Origin of the sequence: Pseudarthrobacter sp. NPDC058196, from assembly GCF_042882685.1 — a bacterium.
Taxonomy (GTDB): Bacteria; Actinomycetota; Actinomycetes; order Actinomycetales; family Micrococcaceae; genus Arthrobacter.
Map to the genome: position 1 here is coordinate 254,437 of NZ_JBHVVN010000005.1, position 14,381 is coordinate 268,817.

Genomic DNA, 14,381 nt, shown 5'->3' on the forward strand with positions numbered 1-14,381 from the left:
AAGGGTTTCCTGCATTGTTGCGTCAGCTGCGGTTACTGTTTCAGCGCGTTCAGGCTGAATCCGGGCGGGCGCGCTGGATGCAGAAGGAGGCCTCCGCCGCTGTTGCGGCGAAGGCCTCCCGTGGGTTGCGCCCGGTTGCCCGGTGTCAGTGCGAGAAGTTGGCTGAGATCTCGGCGAGGGTGCGCCCCTTCGTCTCCGGCGCGAGCCATTGCGAGAGGATTGCGCCGAGTAATGCGACGGCGGCGGCTACGACCATGCTGGGCCCCATCCCGATGTTGCTGATCGCCCACGGCAGGGCGAACGTGCCAAGTGCGGCTCCGATGCGGCTGAAGGCCGCGGCGAAGCCCATGCCGATGCCGCGCAGGTGGCCGGGGAATACCTCGGCCGGATAGACCTGGGTCATTGTGGTGTAGCCGGCGTTGAAGAAGGAGAAGGCGAGGAACAGGGCGAGAATGAGTATCGCCGGTGCGTCCGCCCAGACGCCGATGACCAGCAGGATCCCTGCGCAGAGCCACTGCCCGGGCACGGTGAGGATCCGGCGGCCGAGCTTGTCAATCAGAAGCACGCTGGTGACAACACCCGCGGCCGCAAGTGCTGACAAGCCGACTCCACCGGCCCAACCGCCGCCAAAGCCGAATTGGGTGAGTACGTCGTCGGCGAAGGTTGCGATCGCAAAGTACGGAGTGACTGCGCAGAACCAAAAACCCGAGGTGAAGAGGGTGGCGCGCCAGTGTTCCTTCGAGAACAACATTCCGAAGGAGGCGTTTTTGATTTTGGTCCTGCCCTGCGCGGCTTGGGCCTCCTGGATCATCCTCAGATCGATCTCCTCGGTGATGCTGTCGTGCATCTGTGGCGATTCGACATATTTGTGGGCGATCGCGAGTGCTTCCTCACGCCGTCCCTTCGTAATGAGCCAGCTCGGCGATTCGGGGAGGCCGATGCGGGCGAGGAACAGGACGAACGCGAGGATCGTGCTCGTCCCGATGACCAGGCGCCAGGGGGTGCCGGCGTCGTGCAGGAGCGTGCCAATGATGAATGCCATCATGAAACCGACGTACCAGGCGATCAGGGTCAGCCCGAGCAACCGCCCGCGGAGCTTTGGAGGGGAGAACTCCGACAGCAGTGGCCCGCCGATCGAGTACTCGCCGCCGATCGCGACACCCATCATGAACCGGATGATGGCCAACTGGATCACGGCACCGTCTCCGGAGGTTACGAAAAACTGGGCCGCTGACGCAACCAGGAACAGGCCCATGTCCACGAGGAACATGGGCTTGCGTCCGAACTTGTCAGTAGCCCAGCCAGCAAGCGGGGAGCCGACGAAGATACCGGCCAGCGGGCCTGCGGCGATCATGCCCAGGGACAGTGCGTCGAGCTGGAGGTCTGACCGCATGGGTCCGGTGACGGGTCCGATGATTCCGAGGATGTAGCCGTCCAGGAACATCCCGCCGATGAAGACAGCGACGAGCCGCACCATGAAGCGGCGTTTGAACTTGGAGCTGGTCCCTTCGGCACTGCTTTGATCGATGGTGCTGGCACCTTTGATAGTCATAAACAGTTTCCTTTAGTGATCTGGCGCTGCGGCATGGATGCGGACAGCGTGTGCGGCCGATTCGCGAGCCGGGCTCCCCTTTCGGATCGGCCTTCATAAATTTGTCCGTCTGCTTCCAAGGCCATTGCGGGTGGCGTCGGAAGGGCGGGAGGAGCATCTCCAGGAGAGCTACGTTCCGTGATGATCAACAACGTTCGCTTTATGCAACAAAATCGTGCGCTAGCTCACACTCTATGTCAAGAGTGTGTCCTGTGAAAGACGAAGCACGTAAGCGTTCCTGCTACGTGCTCGGGGCGCGCCTGTTGCGGGGTCCCGTTTTCCGAAAACGGTGCTTCGATGAGGAATACCTCCCCAGGTCTTAGGCCCATCGAAGCACCTTTCACGGAGAACGGGACACCCGTTGCCAACGCTGTGTCTTTCCTAGCCAGCGGCTTCCAGGACCTGGGACTCCAGGGCCTCGGGCGCCAGCGGCGGGGAGGACACTTGCCTGCGTGCGGCCTCCACGGTGTGAAGGAGCAGCAGAGCCGTGGTCACTGAGCCCACTCCGCCGGGAACCGGGGTGAGCGCCGCTGCTGTCCCGGTGACGCTGGCTTCGTCCACGTCCCCCACCAGCGAGCCGTCGGGAAGGACGTTCGTGCCGACGTCGACCACCACTGTCCGGGAGGAGACGTCGCTGCCTCCCAGCAGTCCGGCGCGGCCGGCGGCGACCACCACCACATCGGCATCCTTCGTGTAGCGCGCCAGCGGCCCGGACCTGGAATGGCAGACCGTCACGGCGGCATCGCGTGCCAGCAGCAGGAGGGACAAGGGTTTGCCCACTACGGCGGACCGGCCCACCACCACAACGCCCTTGCCCGCCAGGGGAATCCGGTAATGCTCCAGGATTTCGACGACGGAGCGCGCGGTGGCGGGCGCAAAGGCCGGCTGACCGACGGCAAGGCGCCCCAGGCTCAGTGGATTGGCGCCGTCGATATCCTTTTCCGGGGCGATGAGGCCCACCAGGTTGTCGGTCCGGACACCGGGAGGCAGCGGTGTTTGCAGGATGATGCCGTTGACCGAGGGTTCGGCGCTGAGGTCCCGCAGGACGCCGGCCAGTACCGGCTCCGTTGCGTCGTGTCCCAGGTCGATGATCCGGCAGCCGACTCCGGCACGCTCTGCTGCCCGCTCGATGGAACGGACGTACCAGTGCGTTGATTCGTCGCCGGTCGCCATGACCACCGCCACGACCGGGCGGACGCCCTCGAATTCAAGCGACCGGACCTGTTCCTTGACCTCCTGTTGGAATTGGCCTGCCAAAGGCTTCCCGGAAAGTATTTTGGTGCTCAACCAAGGATCCTTTCCCGCACGCGGGCCGAGAGGGCATCTGCCGCCAAGACCACCTTTTCCTCAATGCTGTCCGTCTGGCGCGCAAGCCGGGCGCGTACCTCCGGGTCCTTGACCGCCACAACGTTGATGTCGATGTTCACGCGCGCTGTAGTGGCGGCTGCCCGGGCGGCATCGGCGGCCGCTGCCACGTCGCTGATGACGTTGGCGTTGGCGACGTCGAACAGCTCCGTGGCCAGGTCCACGATGTCACCCGACAACTTGACCAGCCGTGCGGGTGTTTCTGCCGCCTGGATGAGTGCTGACTGGATCCCGGCCGCGCGGGCGGCCTTGAGCTCGGCCGTGTCGGACGGGAGTTTATAGGAGTCGATGACTGCCTGGAAGGCCACTTCGTCCGCCTCGGCCAGGTGCAGCGTCTCGTCGATAAGGCCGTCGGCTGCGGCCGTAATGCGCTGCACCAGGGGTGCGTGCGGCTCATACTTGGCGCCGGTGGTGTACCGCGCCACCATGGCCACCAACGCTGCACCCTGGGCCGCGTGCAGGGCCGCGGCAGCACCGCCGCCTGGGGTTGGCTGCCTGGCGGCCAGCCGGGTGAGGTAGCTGCTGATTGTCTCTGTGCTGATCATGGCCTTACCCGCGGAGCCGGGTCATGGTGGGGTCGTACAGCGGGTCCTGCGTGACCGTGGCGACGATCCGGCGCCCGAAGTATTCGATCTCCACGGAGTCGCCGATCGAAACTTCGGCGGGCAGGTAGGAGTAGGCGATCGGTTTCCTGACCGAGTAGCCGTAGGCGGCGCTGGTCACGTAGCCAACTGCCTGGTCCTTGTAGAACACCGGTTCCTTGCCGAGCACCAGGCTGCGGCCGTCGTCGACCGTGAGGCAGCGCAGGCGCCGCGCTGAGTTCTCCTCGGTGCGGCCTTCCAGGGCCGCTTTGCCGACGAAGTTGTCCTTGGCCATCTTCACCGCGAAGCCCAGGCCGGACTCGAAGGGGTCGTGCTCGGTGGTCATGTCCGTGCCCCAGGAACGGTAGCCCTTTTCCAGGCGGAGCGAGCTGAACGCGGCGCGCCCGGCCGCGATGACGCCGAACGGCCGGCCCGCCTTCCACAGCGTATCCCAGAGCCGCTGGCCGTTGTCGGCGCTGGTGTACAGTTCCCAGCCAAGCTCACCGACGTAGGACAGGCGCATGGCGGTGACCGGCACGCCGCCGATAACCACCTTCTTGGCACGGAAGTATTTCAGGCCGTCGTTGGAGAAGTCGTCGCTGCTGACGGTGCTGACCAGGTCGCGTGCCAGCGGGCCCCACAGGCCGATGCAGCAGGTGCCGCCGGTGGTGTCGCGGACCTGGACCCAGTCGCCGGCGCCGCCGCCTTCGGTCTGGTGCCGGGCGGCGCGTTCGAAGTAGGCGGTGTCGATGTTGCCGTTGGCGCCCAGCTGGAAGGTGTCCTCGGATAGGCGGGCCACGGTGATGTCGCTGCGGATGCCGCCGGCATGGTCGAGCAGCAGGGTGTAGGTGACCGCGCCGGGTTTCTTGTTCAGCTCGGCGGTGGTGAGCTCTTGCAGCAGCTTCAGGGCGCCGGGGCCGGAGATTTCGAGGCGCTTCAGCGGCGTCATGTCGTACATGGCGACGGCGGTGCGCGTCTTCCAGGCCTCGGCCGCGGCGATGGGGGAGCTGAACATCCCGGACCAGGCATCGCGGGCCGGGGGCTGCCAGCCGGCGGGCATCTCCTTGAGCAGTTCGGCGTTCGCCTCGAACCAGTAGGGCCGTTCCCAGCCGGCGCCTTCGAGGAAGTAGCCGCCAAGTTCCTTGTGCCGGGCGTGGAAGGGGGACACGCGCAGGTTGCGCGGGGAGAGCTTGGGCTGCAGGGGGTGCAGGACGTCGTAGATCTCCACGAAGTTCTGCTGCGAGGTTTCGCTGACGTATTCGGGCGTCAGCTGGACGTCCTCGAAGCGGTGGATGTCGCAGTCGCCCAGGTCGATGGAGGACTTGCCGTCCACCAGGAGTTCGGCGACAGCGCGCGCGATCCCGGCGGAGTGGGTGACCCAGACGGCTTCGGCAACGAAGAAGCCGTCGAGTTCCCTGGACTCGCCCACGAGGGAGCCGCCGTCGGGGGTGAAGGAGAAGATGCCGTTGAAGCCGTCCTCGATCTCGCTATCGCGCAGGGCGGGGAGCAACTGCTTGGTGGCCTCCCATGCGGGGAGGAAGTCCTCCACCGTGAAGTCCAGCCGGGACGGCATGTTGTGCTCGCTGATTTCGTCCGGCTTGAAGCTGCCGAGTTCGTCCAGGTCCACGGGCATGGGCTTGTGGGCGTAGGAGCCGATGCCGTACCGGTCGCCGTGTTCGCGGTAGTAGAGGTCCTGGTCCTGGTAGCGCAGGATGGGCAGCCGGGCGCCGTTGGGCAGCTCGTTCCTACCCATTTGATCCGGGACCGGGGTGGTCTTGACGTACTGGTGGGCCAGCGGGAGCAGCGGGACGGACATGCCGATCATTTCGCCGATCTTCGCACCCCAGAAGCCGGCGCAGGAGACCACGATGTCTGCCGGGACCACGCCGTCGGAGGTCTGGACGCCAGTGACGCGGCGGCCGGACTGTTCGATGCCGGTGACGGTGGTGTTGCCCTGGTACTTCACGCCGGCAGCCTCGGTTCGCTTGATCAGCAGCTGCACGGCCCGCGCCGCGCTGGCCAGGCCGTCGCTCGGGACGTGCAGGCCACCCAGGATCTCCTCCTCGTTAATAAGGGGGTACAGCTCCTTGCACTCCGCCGGGGAGACGATCCGGCCGTCGATGCCCCAGGCGGCGGCGTAACCGAGCTTGCGCTTCAGGTCCGAGAGTCGGGTTTCGGTGGTGGCAACTTCCAGGCCGCCCACCTGGTTGAAGCAGCTGGTCCCGTCCTCGGTCAGCGACAGCAACTTTTCCACGGTGTACTTGGCGAACAGGGCCATGGACTTGGAAGGGTTGGTCTGGAAGACCAGTCCCGGGGCGTGCGAGGTCGAACCGCCGGGCATGTTGAGGGGACCCTGGTCCAGGACCGTGATGTTGTTCCAGCCCCGCGTGACGAGCTCATCCGCGAGGTTGGTGCCGACGATGCCGGCTCCGATAATGACAATGCGTGGCGACGATTCCAAGGTGGTCTCTCCTGCTGCTTTACGGATTGTGCCTGGGTACGGGCCGGTGCTCACCGGAACACCACGGTGCTGGTCTGGTCCAGCAGCACCCGGTGCTGGCAGTGCCAGCGAACGGCGCGGGACAGGGCCAGCGCCTCGGCGTCCTGGCCCACGGTGGACAGTTGCGCCGGGCCATAGGTGTGGTCCACGCGAATGACTTCCTGCTCGATGATCGGTCCCTCATCCAGGTCCGCCGTGACGTAGTGGGCGGTGGCACCCACCAGCTTGACGCCGCGGTCGTAGGCCTGGTGGTAGGGGCGTGCGCCCTTGAAACCGGGGAGGAAAGAGTGGTGGATGTTGATGGCACGGCCCTCCAGGGCGCGGCACAGGTCATTTGAGAGCACCTGCATGTAGCGGGCCAGGACCACGAGGTCGGCGTTGTACTCATCCACCAGGTCCAGGAGCCGGCGCTCGGCGTCGGCTTTCGTGTCCGGGGTGACGGGGACGTAGATGAAGGGGAGTCCCGCGGCTTCCGCCATGGCGCGGTGGGTTTCGTGGTTGGAAACAACCGCTACCAGCTCTGCGCCCAGGCTGCCGCCGCGCCACCGGAAGATGAGGTCGTTCAGGCAGTGGCCGAACTTGGACACCATGACCAGGACGCGCTTGGGGGTCTGGTCGTGGAAGCTGGACTTCATGTCGAAGCGGCTGGCGATGCCGGCGAACTCTTCTTCGAGCATCGCTGACGTGTAGCCGTGGGAGCCGGAGAACGCGGTGCGCAGGTGGAGTGTCTCACGCAGGCTGTCATCGAACTGCTGGTGTTCGTCGATGTTGAAGCCACGTTCAAAGAGGAACGTGGTCACGGCCTGCACAATTCCGGCCTGCTCGCGGCAGGACAAGGTCAGCACGAACTTCCGTGCCGGCTCTTCCTTGAGCACTGGCAGGGTAGCGGTTGCTGAGGCTGTTGCGATGAGGGTCATGTCCCTCCTCCTTCTGATAGATATATTCAAAAGCTGCGGACTGATATATTAGATTGGATGCCAGCGTATACTGGTCCATAGGCGAGGTCAATAGTTTTTTCCAGGTTGCGAAGAAGGGGCTCAGCATGGCAATCGAGGCTTTGGCGGTGGGGGACGACGCCGGAAGGAAGTCGCTGGCAGATGTCGCCTATGAGAGCATCCGCGACTGGTTGCTTATGTTGGAAATCAAGCCCGGGGAGCTGCTCAACGACGAGCTCCTTGCCAAAAATCTGGGCATGGGACGGACTCCGGTGCGCGAAGCCCTGAAGCGGCTGGAGCTGGACCGCCTGGTGAAGACCTACCCGCGGCGGGGCACTTTCGCCACCCGGGTGGACGTGACGGACCTTTCCTTTATCTCGGAGATCCGGGCCCAGCTTGAGCCCCTTGCGGCCGCCCGGGCCGCCCGGGTGGCCACCCCTGCGGTCCGGGACGGGTTGCGGGCCACGCTCGAGAAGGTCGAGGCGTTCGACGTTGCCGCGGCAACTGTGACCGAGACGCTGCAGCTTGATGCCCGGGTGCACCAGGGCATCTATGCCGCCGCTGCCAACCCGCACCTGGAGGACATCCTGGTCCGGTACGACAACCTGGCAACGCGGATCTGGTGCATGGTGATCGACCGCCTGCCGGACCTTTCGCACCACGTGCGCGAACACCTCGATCTGCTCCGGGCCGTTATCGACGGCGACGAGGAGCGGGCTTCCGAGCTTGCCAAGGTCCATGTGAGTGGCTTCGAGCATGCGGTGCGCGAGGCGCTCTTCAACGCCTAGGTCCACTGCCTCGCCCGCCTGTTAACAGCAGGTGTGACCTGGTTGCTCCGCGTCCGGCCAAAACCGAGGGAAGCAGTCCCGGGGCCTGAAACCCCTGGACTGCTTCCCTTGGTATGGCGCCAGGAACAGTTGTCAGCTAAGCCAACGGTCCACCACGCTTTGGTGGGCATCCACCCACTTCTTTGCCGCCGCTTCAGGGGTCATTCCACCCTGGATATCGGTGGCTACCGAGTTCTGGTCCTCGTTGGTCCAGGTGAACCCCTTGGCCAGCTTTGCCGCGGGCGAACCGCTGTCGTCAAGCTTCTTGGAGATGATCTTGTTGAGCTTGTACGTCGGGTAGTCGCAGGCGACTTTCTCCGGGTTGGCGTCGCAGCCCTCCGTCCACGCCGGCAGGTTCACCTTCTTCAACGGAACCTCAGAGAGGAACCACTGCGGCTCGTAGAAATAGCCGAGAAGGGGTGTCTTGTTCTGCTGCGCCGTCCGGAATGACTGGATGAGTGCCGCTTCCGAGCCGGCGAAGACCACCTTGTAGTCAAGGTTGAGGTTCTTCACCAGTGCCTCGTCATTGGTGACGAACGCAGGGTCGCCGTCAAGGACCTGGCCCTTTCCGCCGGACTCGGAGGTGGTGAACATCGACGCGTATTTGTTGAGGTTGTTGCCGTCGGTGATGTCCGGGTACTTTTCTGCCATCCATGGCGGGACGTACCAGCCGATGTGCCCTTCGTTTCCTGTCGGGCCGGCATCAACGGCCACCTTCTGGTCGGTGATGTACTGTTTGGTCAGGTCGGCGTGGCCCCAGTTTTCGATGATGACGTCCACTTCGCCGGATGCGAAACCCTGCCAGGAGACCTGCTCATTGAGGTCCTTCTGGACGACTGTGCAGCCGAGCTTGTTTTTCGCCACGTAGCTGTAAACGGCGGCGTCCGCGGTGTAGCCCACCCAGGCGTTCATTGCTACATTCACGCTGCCGCAGGGGGTTCCTGTGGCACCGGCCGCGGCGGCAGTCTGGTTTACTGATGCACCACCGCAGCCTGCGAGGAGCAGGGCGGCGGCAGCGGCTCCAGCCACTGCCGGCACGGTGCGTTTTATCAGCCTTTCAGCTTTTCTCATGTTGGGTCTCCTTGTTGGGGCGTACGGGTCTTCATGCCGAGGCGTCGGCAGGTTTGGGGGTGGTGGAACAGGGGAAGGCCGGGGCGGGACACGGGTCACGCAGTGGACTTGGACACTGGGATTCTGCGTGCCGGAGCGGCCGCAGCAGCCTGCGTCATCCTGTCCATCATGATTCCGAGGAACACGATGGCGAGGCCGGCGGCGAGGCCCTTACCGAAAATGGAACTCTGGACGAATCCGGCCACGACGTCGTATCCGAGGCCGCCTGCCCCGACGAGGGCTCCCACCACCACCATGGCCAGGACGTAGATCAGCCCCTGGTTGGCAGCGAGCGCCAGGGATTGCCTGGCCATGGGCAGCTGCACCTTGGTGATCACCTGCCACGGTGTCGAACCGCTGGCGATCGCGGACTCGACGACAGTCGGGGAGATCGCCGCGATTCCATCGGCGGTGATCTTGATGGCCACAGGGGCGGCGTAGATGATGCCGGCGATGATCGCCGTGAAGCGGGTGGCTCCGAAGAGGCCAAGGAACGGCACCAGGTACACGAAGGACGGCATGGTCTGGCCGGCGTCAAGGAGCGGACGCATGAGCTGGTCGACACGGTTGGACCGGCCCATTGCCACCCCGAAAACGATGCCCAGGACCATGACCACTGCCGTGGCAACCAGGGTTCCAGCGAGGGTGACCATGGAATCGCTCCAGAGGCCGAGGTAGATGATGACCCCCAGGCAGGCGGTCGTCAAGGCAGCGAGTTTCCAGCCGCCAAGCGCGTACGCCACGATGGCGACCACGGCGACGAGGATGTAGAAGGGCGTGTCGGTCAGCAACGACTGGAACGGGTTGAGGATGGCGCTGGTGGCGCCTTCACGGAACGACACGGTGAAGAGGGACAAATTGGATTGCAGCCACTGGCTGGCGGCGTTGACGTTCTTGACGATCGCCGGGCCCACGTTGAGTTCCTGGGGGAAAGCAGCTGCCCACAGCATGGTCCTGGACAACTGCACCATGACCAGCGCGACGGCCAGGGCGGCGCCGAGGACTATGAGCCGCGTCCTCCGGCTGAACCTGTGCTTGTTGGATGAGCCAGGCTCCGCCCGGCGGCTCGCCGCCGTCGTCACCCGGTCAAGGGCAATGGCCAGCAGGACGATGGAGAGCCCCGCGTTGACGGCGGTGCCGACGTCGAGGGACTGCAGTGCCCTGACTACTGTCTGGCCTAGCCCCGGGGCTGCTATCAGGGCGGCGATTGTCACCATGGACAGGGCAGCCATGGTCCCCTGGTTGATGCCCATGACGATGGTCCGGCGTGCCATGGGCAGCTGCAGAGTGAGGAGCCGCTGGATGCCTGTTGTGCCGAGCGAATCGGAGGCTTCCCGGGTGTTCTCAGGAATGCGGCGGATGCCATGTGCGGTCAGGCGTATGACGGGTGGGGCCGCATAGATGACTGTGGCGATCACTGCGGAGGCCGGCCCGATGAGGAAGACCAGGGCCAGCGGGGCAAGGTACACAAACGTGGGCAGTGTCTGCATGAAATCGAGCACCGGTGTGATGATCCTGGCAAGCCTGCCGTAGATCCCAGCCAGGATGCCAAGCGGGAGGCCCACCAGCAGGGTCAGCAGCACCGACGTGAGTACCAGGGCGAAGGTGTAGGTGGCCTCCACGAACAGGCCTTGGACGCCGAAGAAGACAAAGACTGCGGCGGTCAACAGCGCCACCCGGACATTGCCGACGGCGAGTGCGATCCAGGTCAGCAGGCCCACCGTGCCCAGCCACCCGATCTCAGGCAGCCGAAGGCCCGTCGAAGTCGCCGCGAAGGTGGTGGTGAACAGGTTGGCCACGGCGTCCACCGCGGACCGGAGCGGTGTGAAAACGTACAGGAAAATTGGGTTGTCCGCGCGGTTCGCTGCGACCCAGGAATTGAACTGATTAAGGGAACGGTGCAGGTCAGTCAGCTCGGAAGCGGGCAACGCCAGGGTTCCCGTGCCGTTCAGGAGCAGGAATCCCAGGATCCACAGTGCACCGGCGGCCAGCAGGAGGACTGTCCTTCGGCTGGGTTTGGGGCGTGCTTCAAGGACAATGGGGGCGGACTGGACGGTTTTCTGTTTTTCGAGGACGGCAGACATCAGGCCGCCGCTTCTGCCGGTTGCAGCACCGAAAGAATGCTGTCGCGGTCGATCTGTCCCGTGATCCTGCCGCCCTCTTCGACAAGGACCGGGCAGGAAGAGTGCATGACAGCCGGGATGGCGTCGCGGATGATCGTCCTGGAGTTGAGCACTGCCGCATCCCTGGGCGTGGTGTCAGCAAGCGGTCGCGTGATCCATTTGAGGGTCAAGACGTCGGCGCGGGGGACTTCCGAGACGAAGTCCTCGATGTATTTGTCCGCCGGGGATCCTACAAGGTCGTCACCGGTGCCGCACTGGACAGGCTCTCCGTTGCGCATGATCAGGATCCGGTCTCCGAGTTTCAGCGCCTCAGCGAGGTCGTGCGTCACGAACACCATGGTCTTTCCCATCTCCTTGTGGAGCCGGATGACCTCTGCCTGCATGTCACGCCGGATCAGTGGATCCAGTGCTGAGAAGGGCTCGTCGAAGAGGATGGTGTCCGGGTCTCCGGCTAAGGCCCGCCCCAAGCCGACGCGCTGCTGCATACCGCCGGACAGCTGGTCCGGGTAGTGCTGTTCGTAGCCTTTGAGTCCAACCAGTTCAATGATTTCCCGGGCCTTGGTGTGGCGTTCGTTCTTCGCCGTGCCCCGTATCTGCAGCCCATATGAGACGTTGTCCAGGACCGTGCGGTGCGGCAGCAGCCCGAAGTGCTGGAAGACCATCGACACTTTTCGCCGGCGGAGCTCCCGCAGTTCAGCCACGCCTGCCTGCAGGACATCGTTGCCGTCCACCAGGACCTGGCCGGACGTCGGCTCGATGAGCCTGGTAAGGCAGCGGATCAGGGTGGACTTGCCGGACCCGGACAATCCCATGACCACGAAGACCTCGCCTTTCGCGACGTCGAAGCTCAGGTTGCGGACCGCGGCAACGCAGCTGGTGCGTTCCAGCAGTTCTGCAGAGCCAAGGGCGGACAGTTCCCGGTTTCCTGGGATCTTCTCTCCCCCCGGTCCGAAGACCTTCCAAAGGTCGCGAACTGAGATGGCGGGGTTGTTCATGGCTGTACTCCTGCTTGGGTGGAGGTTGGAACCGTGTGCTTCGGCGGGGTCGTGTCTGTGCTGGGCGCCAGCGCATGAGACTTCCGCTGTGGCTCGGGAGCCAAGGTGGGGGAACGTCTTGGATTGTGCTTGCGGCACATAGTCAAAGCGGGGGTAGGGCAGCCGAGCTGCGATCGACTTTCTGCATTCCGGGTGACCAAGCGAGTTGTGTAAGCGGCAACTCACTTCGTCCTACGCAACAGAGTGATTTACGCCACTCCCTTTGTCAAGGATTCTTTTTTGGAAGGCCGTGATGTTACGTGGCTGCCCCTCGCGCCTCCGCGTGCTCCTTGACGGGAGGGCGGTTCCAGCCACCCTGTTGCGTATCGTGCCCTTTGCTGCGCAATAGCGACTTGGAGGGGAATTTATGCAGGCGCCGGCGATCGTGGCGGCATCGTCATCGGCCCCCGGCCGGCGCCGCATCCTGATTAACGCAAAATGACCCCCGGGATGCCCCGGGGGTCATTTTTGCTGTTCCTAATGCCGGTTGTAGCCCATGTTGGCGCTGACCTTGAGCCCGGCTTCCTTGAGTGCGTCCAGGAGGCCCGGAATCTTCTCCGGGTCGAAGCGGAATGCCGGCCCCGAGATACTGATGGCGCCAATCACGGTGCCCTGGTGGTTGTAGACCGGGACGGCGACTGCATTCAGGCCGATTTCGAACTCCTCGCGCACCACCGCGTAGCCCCTTGCGACCGCTTCGAGGAGCTGGGCATCCAGTTCCGTGCGGCTGGTGATGGTCCGGGCGGTCCGGGGAGCCAGGCCGGTCTCCTTCAGGATGCGGTCCCGCTCATCGGCCTCCAGCGCGGCCAGGAGGACCTTGCCGCTGGAGGTGGCATGGAGCGGGGTCAGGCTCCCCACCCAGTCATAGGTGGCCAGCGTGGAGGGCCCCATGGCCTGGTCCACGTTGACGGCATAGTTGGACCGCAGGACCGCAAGGTTGACGGTTTCCTTGAATTCCTCGGCCAGGCCTTCCAGGACGGACCGTGCCTCGTGGACCAGGCTCAACCGGCCGGGGATGGAACTGGCAAGGCGAAGGATCCCGAACCCGAGCTGATACTTGCCGCGCTCGCTGTTCTGGTGGACCATCTCCCGAGTGACGAGGGACCCCATCAGCCGGGAGACCGTGGATTTGTGGATGCCCATTTCCTCGGCAATTTCGCTCACGCCCGCGCGCCCGTCGCGGGCCAGGATCTCCAGGACGGTGAGGGCGCGCTCGACGGACTGTACCCCGCCGGACTGGCCGCCCTCGGCGTCGGTATCGGATTCAGGGTCTCTATTCGAAGCCATACTTCCTGATCCTATGCCGGAAATTGTGACGGCCGTGACACCCGGTTAACCTGCTTGACGCACAGGCGCCGATCAGCTGCTAGCTCCCGCGGTAGGTGGAGTACGCGAACGGGCTCAGGAGCAGGGGCACATGGTAGTGCTCGGAGCCGGTCACTTCGAAGACCAGGTCCACCTCGGGGAAGAACGTCGCGGTCTGCTGCCCGGCGTAGTACTTCCCGGTGGCGAAGTTCAGTTTGTAGTGCCCGGGTTCCAGCTGCTCGGGGCCCAGGTCCTTCGCCCGGCCGTCGGCGTCGGTGCTGGAGGCCGCCAGCTCGCGCCAGGTGCCGGCGTCGTTCTTTGAAAGGACGACGGCGACGCCCGCCGCCGGGCGCCCGGCACCGGTGTCAAGGATGTGGGTGGTGACGTGGGAAACGCTCATTCGCTGATCAGTCCTTCAAGCCGCAGTACGGCAATTTCGCGCAGCTGCTGGGCCACGATGGTGTCTTCTTCTTCGGGGGAGTTGGTGAGGCGCTGGTTCAGGGCCTGCAGGATTTCCGGCGCTGTGCGTCCGGCGGCCCGGATCAGGAAAACCCGGCCGAACTTTTCCTCGTACTCCCGGTTCCCCCTGGCGAGGGCCTCTGCGGCGTCGGTATCCGCCGGGTTCACCCCGGCCTGTTCGGAGCGGGACATGGACGCCTCGGCGCCGGCCGTCGTCGGGCGTTCCCCGATCCGTGGGTGGTGGACCATGGCGGCCTCGACCTCGGCGGGAGTGAAAGGCTTGGCTGCTTCGGCGGCAAACGCCAGGAGCCCATCCCGGCTGGCGAACGGCCGGGCTCCTGCCACCGCCTCCACCCACCGGGTGACGTCGATGCAGGGCCGGAGGGTGGCCTGGGCCGCGGCGTGCTCCGCGGAGTTGAATTCGGCAAGCTTCATGCTGGCGTAGTCCTCGATGGTCATGCTGGCATCCATGGTGACGGCTATGCGGAGGCCGGTTGACCCGGCGCCAATCACCCGAATGGCTTCCGCATCATGGAACTGTTATTTCAGCA

General features: G+C 64.6%; 12 protein-coding genes. 1 reads left to right on the top strand and 11 read right to left on the bottom strand.

The annotated features are described in order from the left end of the window. Positions 1 to 145 precede the first annotated feature (145 nt). From ACFVVC_RS09345 to purU, 5 genes are all read right to left on the bottom strand, one after another. Positions 146 to 1,552, bottom strand: coding sequence for an MFS transporter (locus tag ACFVVC_RS09345; protein ID WP_387451743.1), 1,407 nt, complete (start codon positions 1,550 to 1,552; stop codon positions 146 to 148). A 420-nt stretch (positions 1,553 to 1,972) separates the two neighbouring features. After that, positions 1,973 to 2,878, bottom strand: coding sequence for a bifunctional 5,10-methylenetetrahydrofolate dehydrogenase/5,10-methenyltetrahydrofolate cyclohydrolase (locus ACFVVC_RS09350; RefSeq protein ID WP_387451746.1), 906 nt, complete (start codon positions 2,876 to 2,878; stop codon positions 1,973 to 1,975). Next, complete coding sequence (locus ACFVVC_RS09355; protein WP_387451749.1) at positions 2,875 to 3,501, bottom strand: cyclodeaminase/cyclohydrolase family protein; 627 nt, start codon at positions 3,499 to 3,501, stop codon at positions 2,875 to 2,877. Before ACFVVC_RS09355 ends, ACFVVC_RS09350 begins: the two co-directional genes overlap by 4 nt. Before the next feature lie 4 nt (positions 3,502 to 3,505). Continuing rightward, positions 3,506 to 5,998, bottom strand: coding sequence for an FAD-dependent oxidoreductase (locus tag ACFVVC_RS09360; RefSeq protein ID WP_387451752.1), 2,493 nt, complete (start codon positions 5,996 to 5,998; stop codon positions 3,506 to 3,508). Between the two features lie 50 nt (positions 5,999 to 6,048). Then, positions 6,049 to 6,954: a formyltetrahydrofolate deformylase gene (gene purU, locus ACFVVC_RS09365; RefSeq protein WP_387451755.1), complete on the bottom strand. Its 906-nt coding sequence runs from the start codon at positions 6,952 to 6,954 to the stop codon at positions 6,049 to 6,051. Positions 6,955 to 7,079: 125 nt separating this feature from the next. On the opposite strand from purU, the gene ACFVVC_RS09370 reads away from it, so the two are divergent. Further along, positions 7,080 to 7,760: a GntR family transcriptional regulator gene (locus ACFVVC_RS09370; RefSeq protein ID WP_387451758.1), complete on the top strand. Its 681-nt coding sequence runs from the start codon at positions 7,080 to 7,082 to the stop codon at positions 7,758 to 7,760. A 132-nt stretch (positions 7,761 to 7,892) separates the two neighbouring features. On the opposite strand, the gene ACFVVC_RS09375 is transcribed toward ACFVVC_RS09370, so the two are convergent. From ACFVVC_RS09375 to uraD, 6 genes are all read right to left on the bottom strand, one after another. Then, positions 7,893 to 8,870: an ABC transporter substrate-binding protein gene (locus ACFVVC_RS09375; RefSeq protein ID WP_387451761.1), complete on the bottom strand. Its 978-nt coding sequence runs from the start codon at positions 8,868 to 8,870 to the stop codon at positions 7,893 to 7,895. Between the two features lie 95 nt (positions 8,871 to 8,965). Further along, positions 8,966 to 10,993, bottom strand: a complete 2,028-nt coding sequence (locus tag ACFVVC_RS09380; RefSeq protein ID WP_387451762.1) for an ABC transporter permease — start codon at positions 10,991 to 10,993, stop codon at positions 8,966 to 8,968. Continuing rightward, the gene (locus tag ACFVVC_RS09385) at positions 10,993 to 12,027 is read right to left on the bottom strand and encodes a glycine betaine/L-proline ABC transporter ATP-binding protein (RefSeq protein ID WP_387451765.1); all 1,035 of its coding nucleotides are present in this window, start codon (positions 12,025 to 12,027) and stop codon (positions 10,993 to 10,995) included. Before ACFVVC_RS09385 ends, ACFVVC_RS09380 begins: the two co-directional genes overlap by 1 nt. 516 nt (positions 12,028 to 12,543) lie before the next feature. Continuing rightward, positions 12,544 to 13,353 (bottom strand): IclR family transcriptional regulator, encoded by an 810-nt coding sequence (locus ACFVVC_RS09390; RefSeq protein WP_387451767.1) that lies wholly within the window; start codon positions 13,351 to 13,353, stop codon positions 12,544 to 12,546. Between the two features lie 79 nt (positions 13,354 to 13,432). After that, a complete protein-coding gene (gene uraH / locus ACFVVC_RS09395) occupies positions 13,433 to 13,771 on the bottom strand; it encodes a hydroxyisourate hydrolase (protein ID WP_387451769.1) in 339 nt (112 codons plus the stop codon). Next, on the bottom strand, positions 13,768 to 14,265 hold the full coding sequence (gene uraD, locus ACFVVC_RS09400; protein WP_387451925.1) for a 2-oxo-4-hydroxy-4-carboxy-5-ureidoimidazoline decarboxylase: 498 nt from the start codon (positions 14,263 to 14,265) through the stop codon (positions 13,768 to 13,770). The genes uraH and uraD overlap by 4 nt, the downstream gene beginning before the upstream one ends. Positions 14,266 to 14,381: the final 116 nt, after the last annotated feature.

What these genes read in the sequence shown, in the direction of transcription:
- ACFVVC_RS09345 (WP_387451743.1), bottom strand. Translation starts at nt 1,552, where the DNA reads ATGACTATCAAAGGTGCCAGCACCATCGATCAAAGCAGTGCCGAAGGG.
- ACFVVC_RS09355 (WP_387451749.1), bottom strand. Translation starts at nt 3,501, where the DNA reads ATGATCAGCACAGAGACAATCAGCAGCTACCTCACCCGGCTGGCCGCC.
- purU (WP_387451755.1), bottom strand. Translation starts at nt 6,954, where the DNA reads ATGACCCTCATCGCAACAGCCTCAGCAACCGCTACCCTGCCAGTGCTC.
- ACFVVC_RS09370 (WP_387451758.1), top strand. Translation starts at nt 7,080, where the DNA reads ATGGCAATCGAGGCTTTGGCGGTGGGGGACGACGCCGGAAGGAAGTCG.
- ACFVVC_RS09375 (WP_387451761.1), bottom strand. Translation starts at nt 8,870, where the DNA reads ATGAGAAAAGCTGAAAGGCTGATAAAACGCACCGTGCCGGCAGTGGCT.
- ACFVVC_RS09380 (WP_387451762.1), bottom strand. Translation starts at nt 10,993, where the DNA reads ATGTCTGCCGTCCTCGAAAAACAGAAAACCGTCCAGTCCGCCCCCATT.
- ACFVVC_RS09385 (WP_387451765.1), bottom strand. Translation starts at nt 12,027, where the DNA reads ATGAACAACCCCGCCATCTCAGTTCGCGACCTTTGGAAGGTCTTCGGA.
- ACFVVC_RS09390 (WP_387451767.1), bottom strand. Translation starts at nt 13,353, where the DNA reads ATGGCTTCGAATAGAGACCCTGAATCCGATACCGACGCCGAGGGCGGC.
- uraH (WP_387451769.1), bottom strand. Translation starts at nt 13,771, where the DNA reads ATGAGCGTTTCCCACGTCACCACCCACATCCTTGACACCGGTGCCGGG.
- uraD (WP_387451925.1), bottom strand. Translation starts at nt 14,265, where the DNA reads ATGAAGCTTGCCGAATTCAACTCCGCGGAGCACGCCGCGGCCCAGGCC.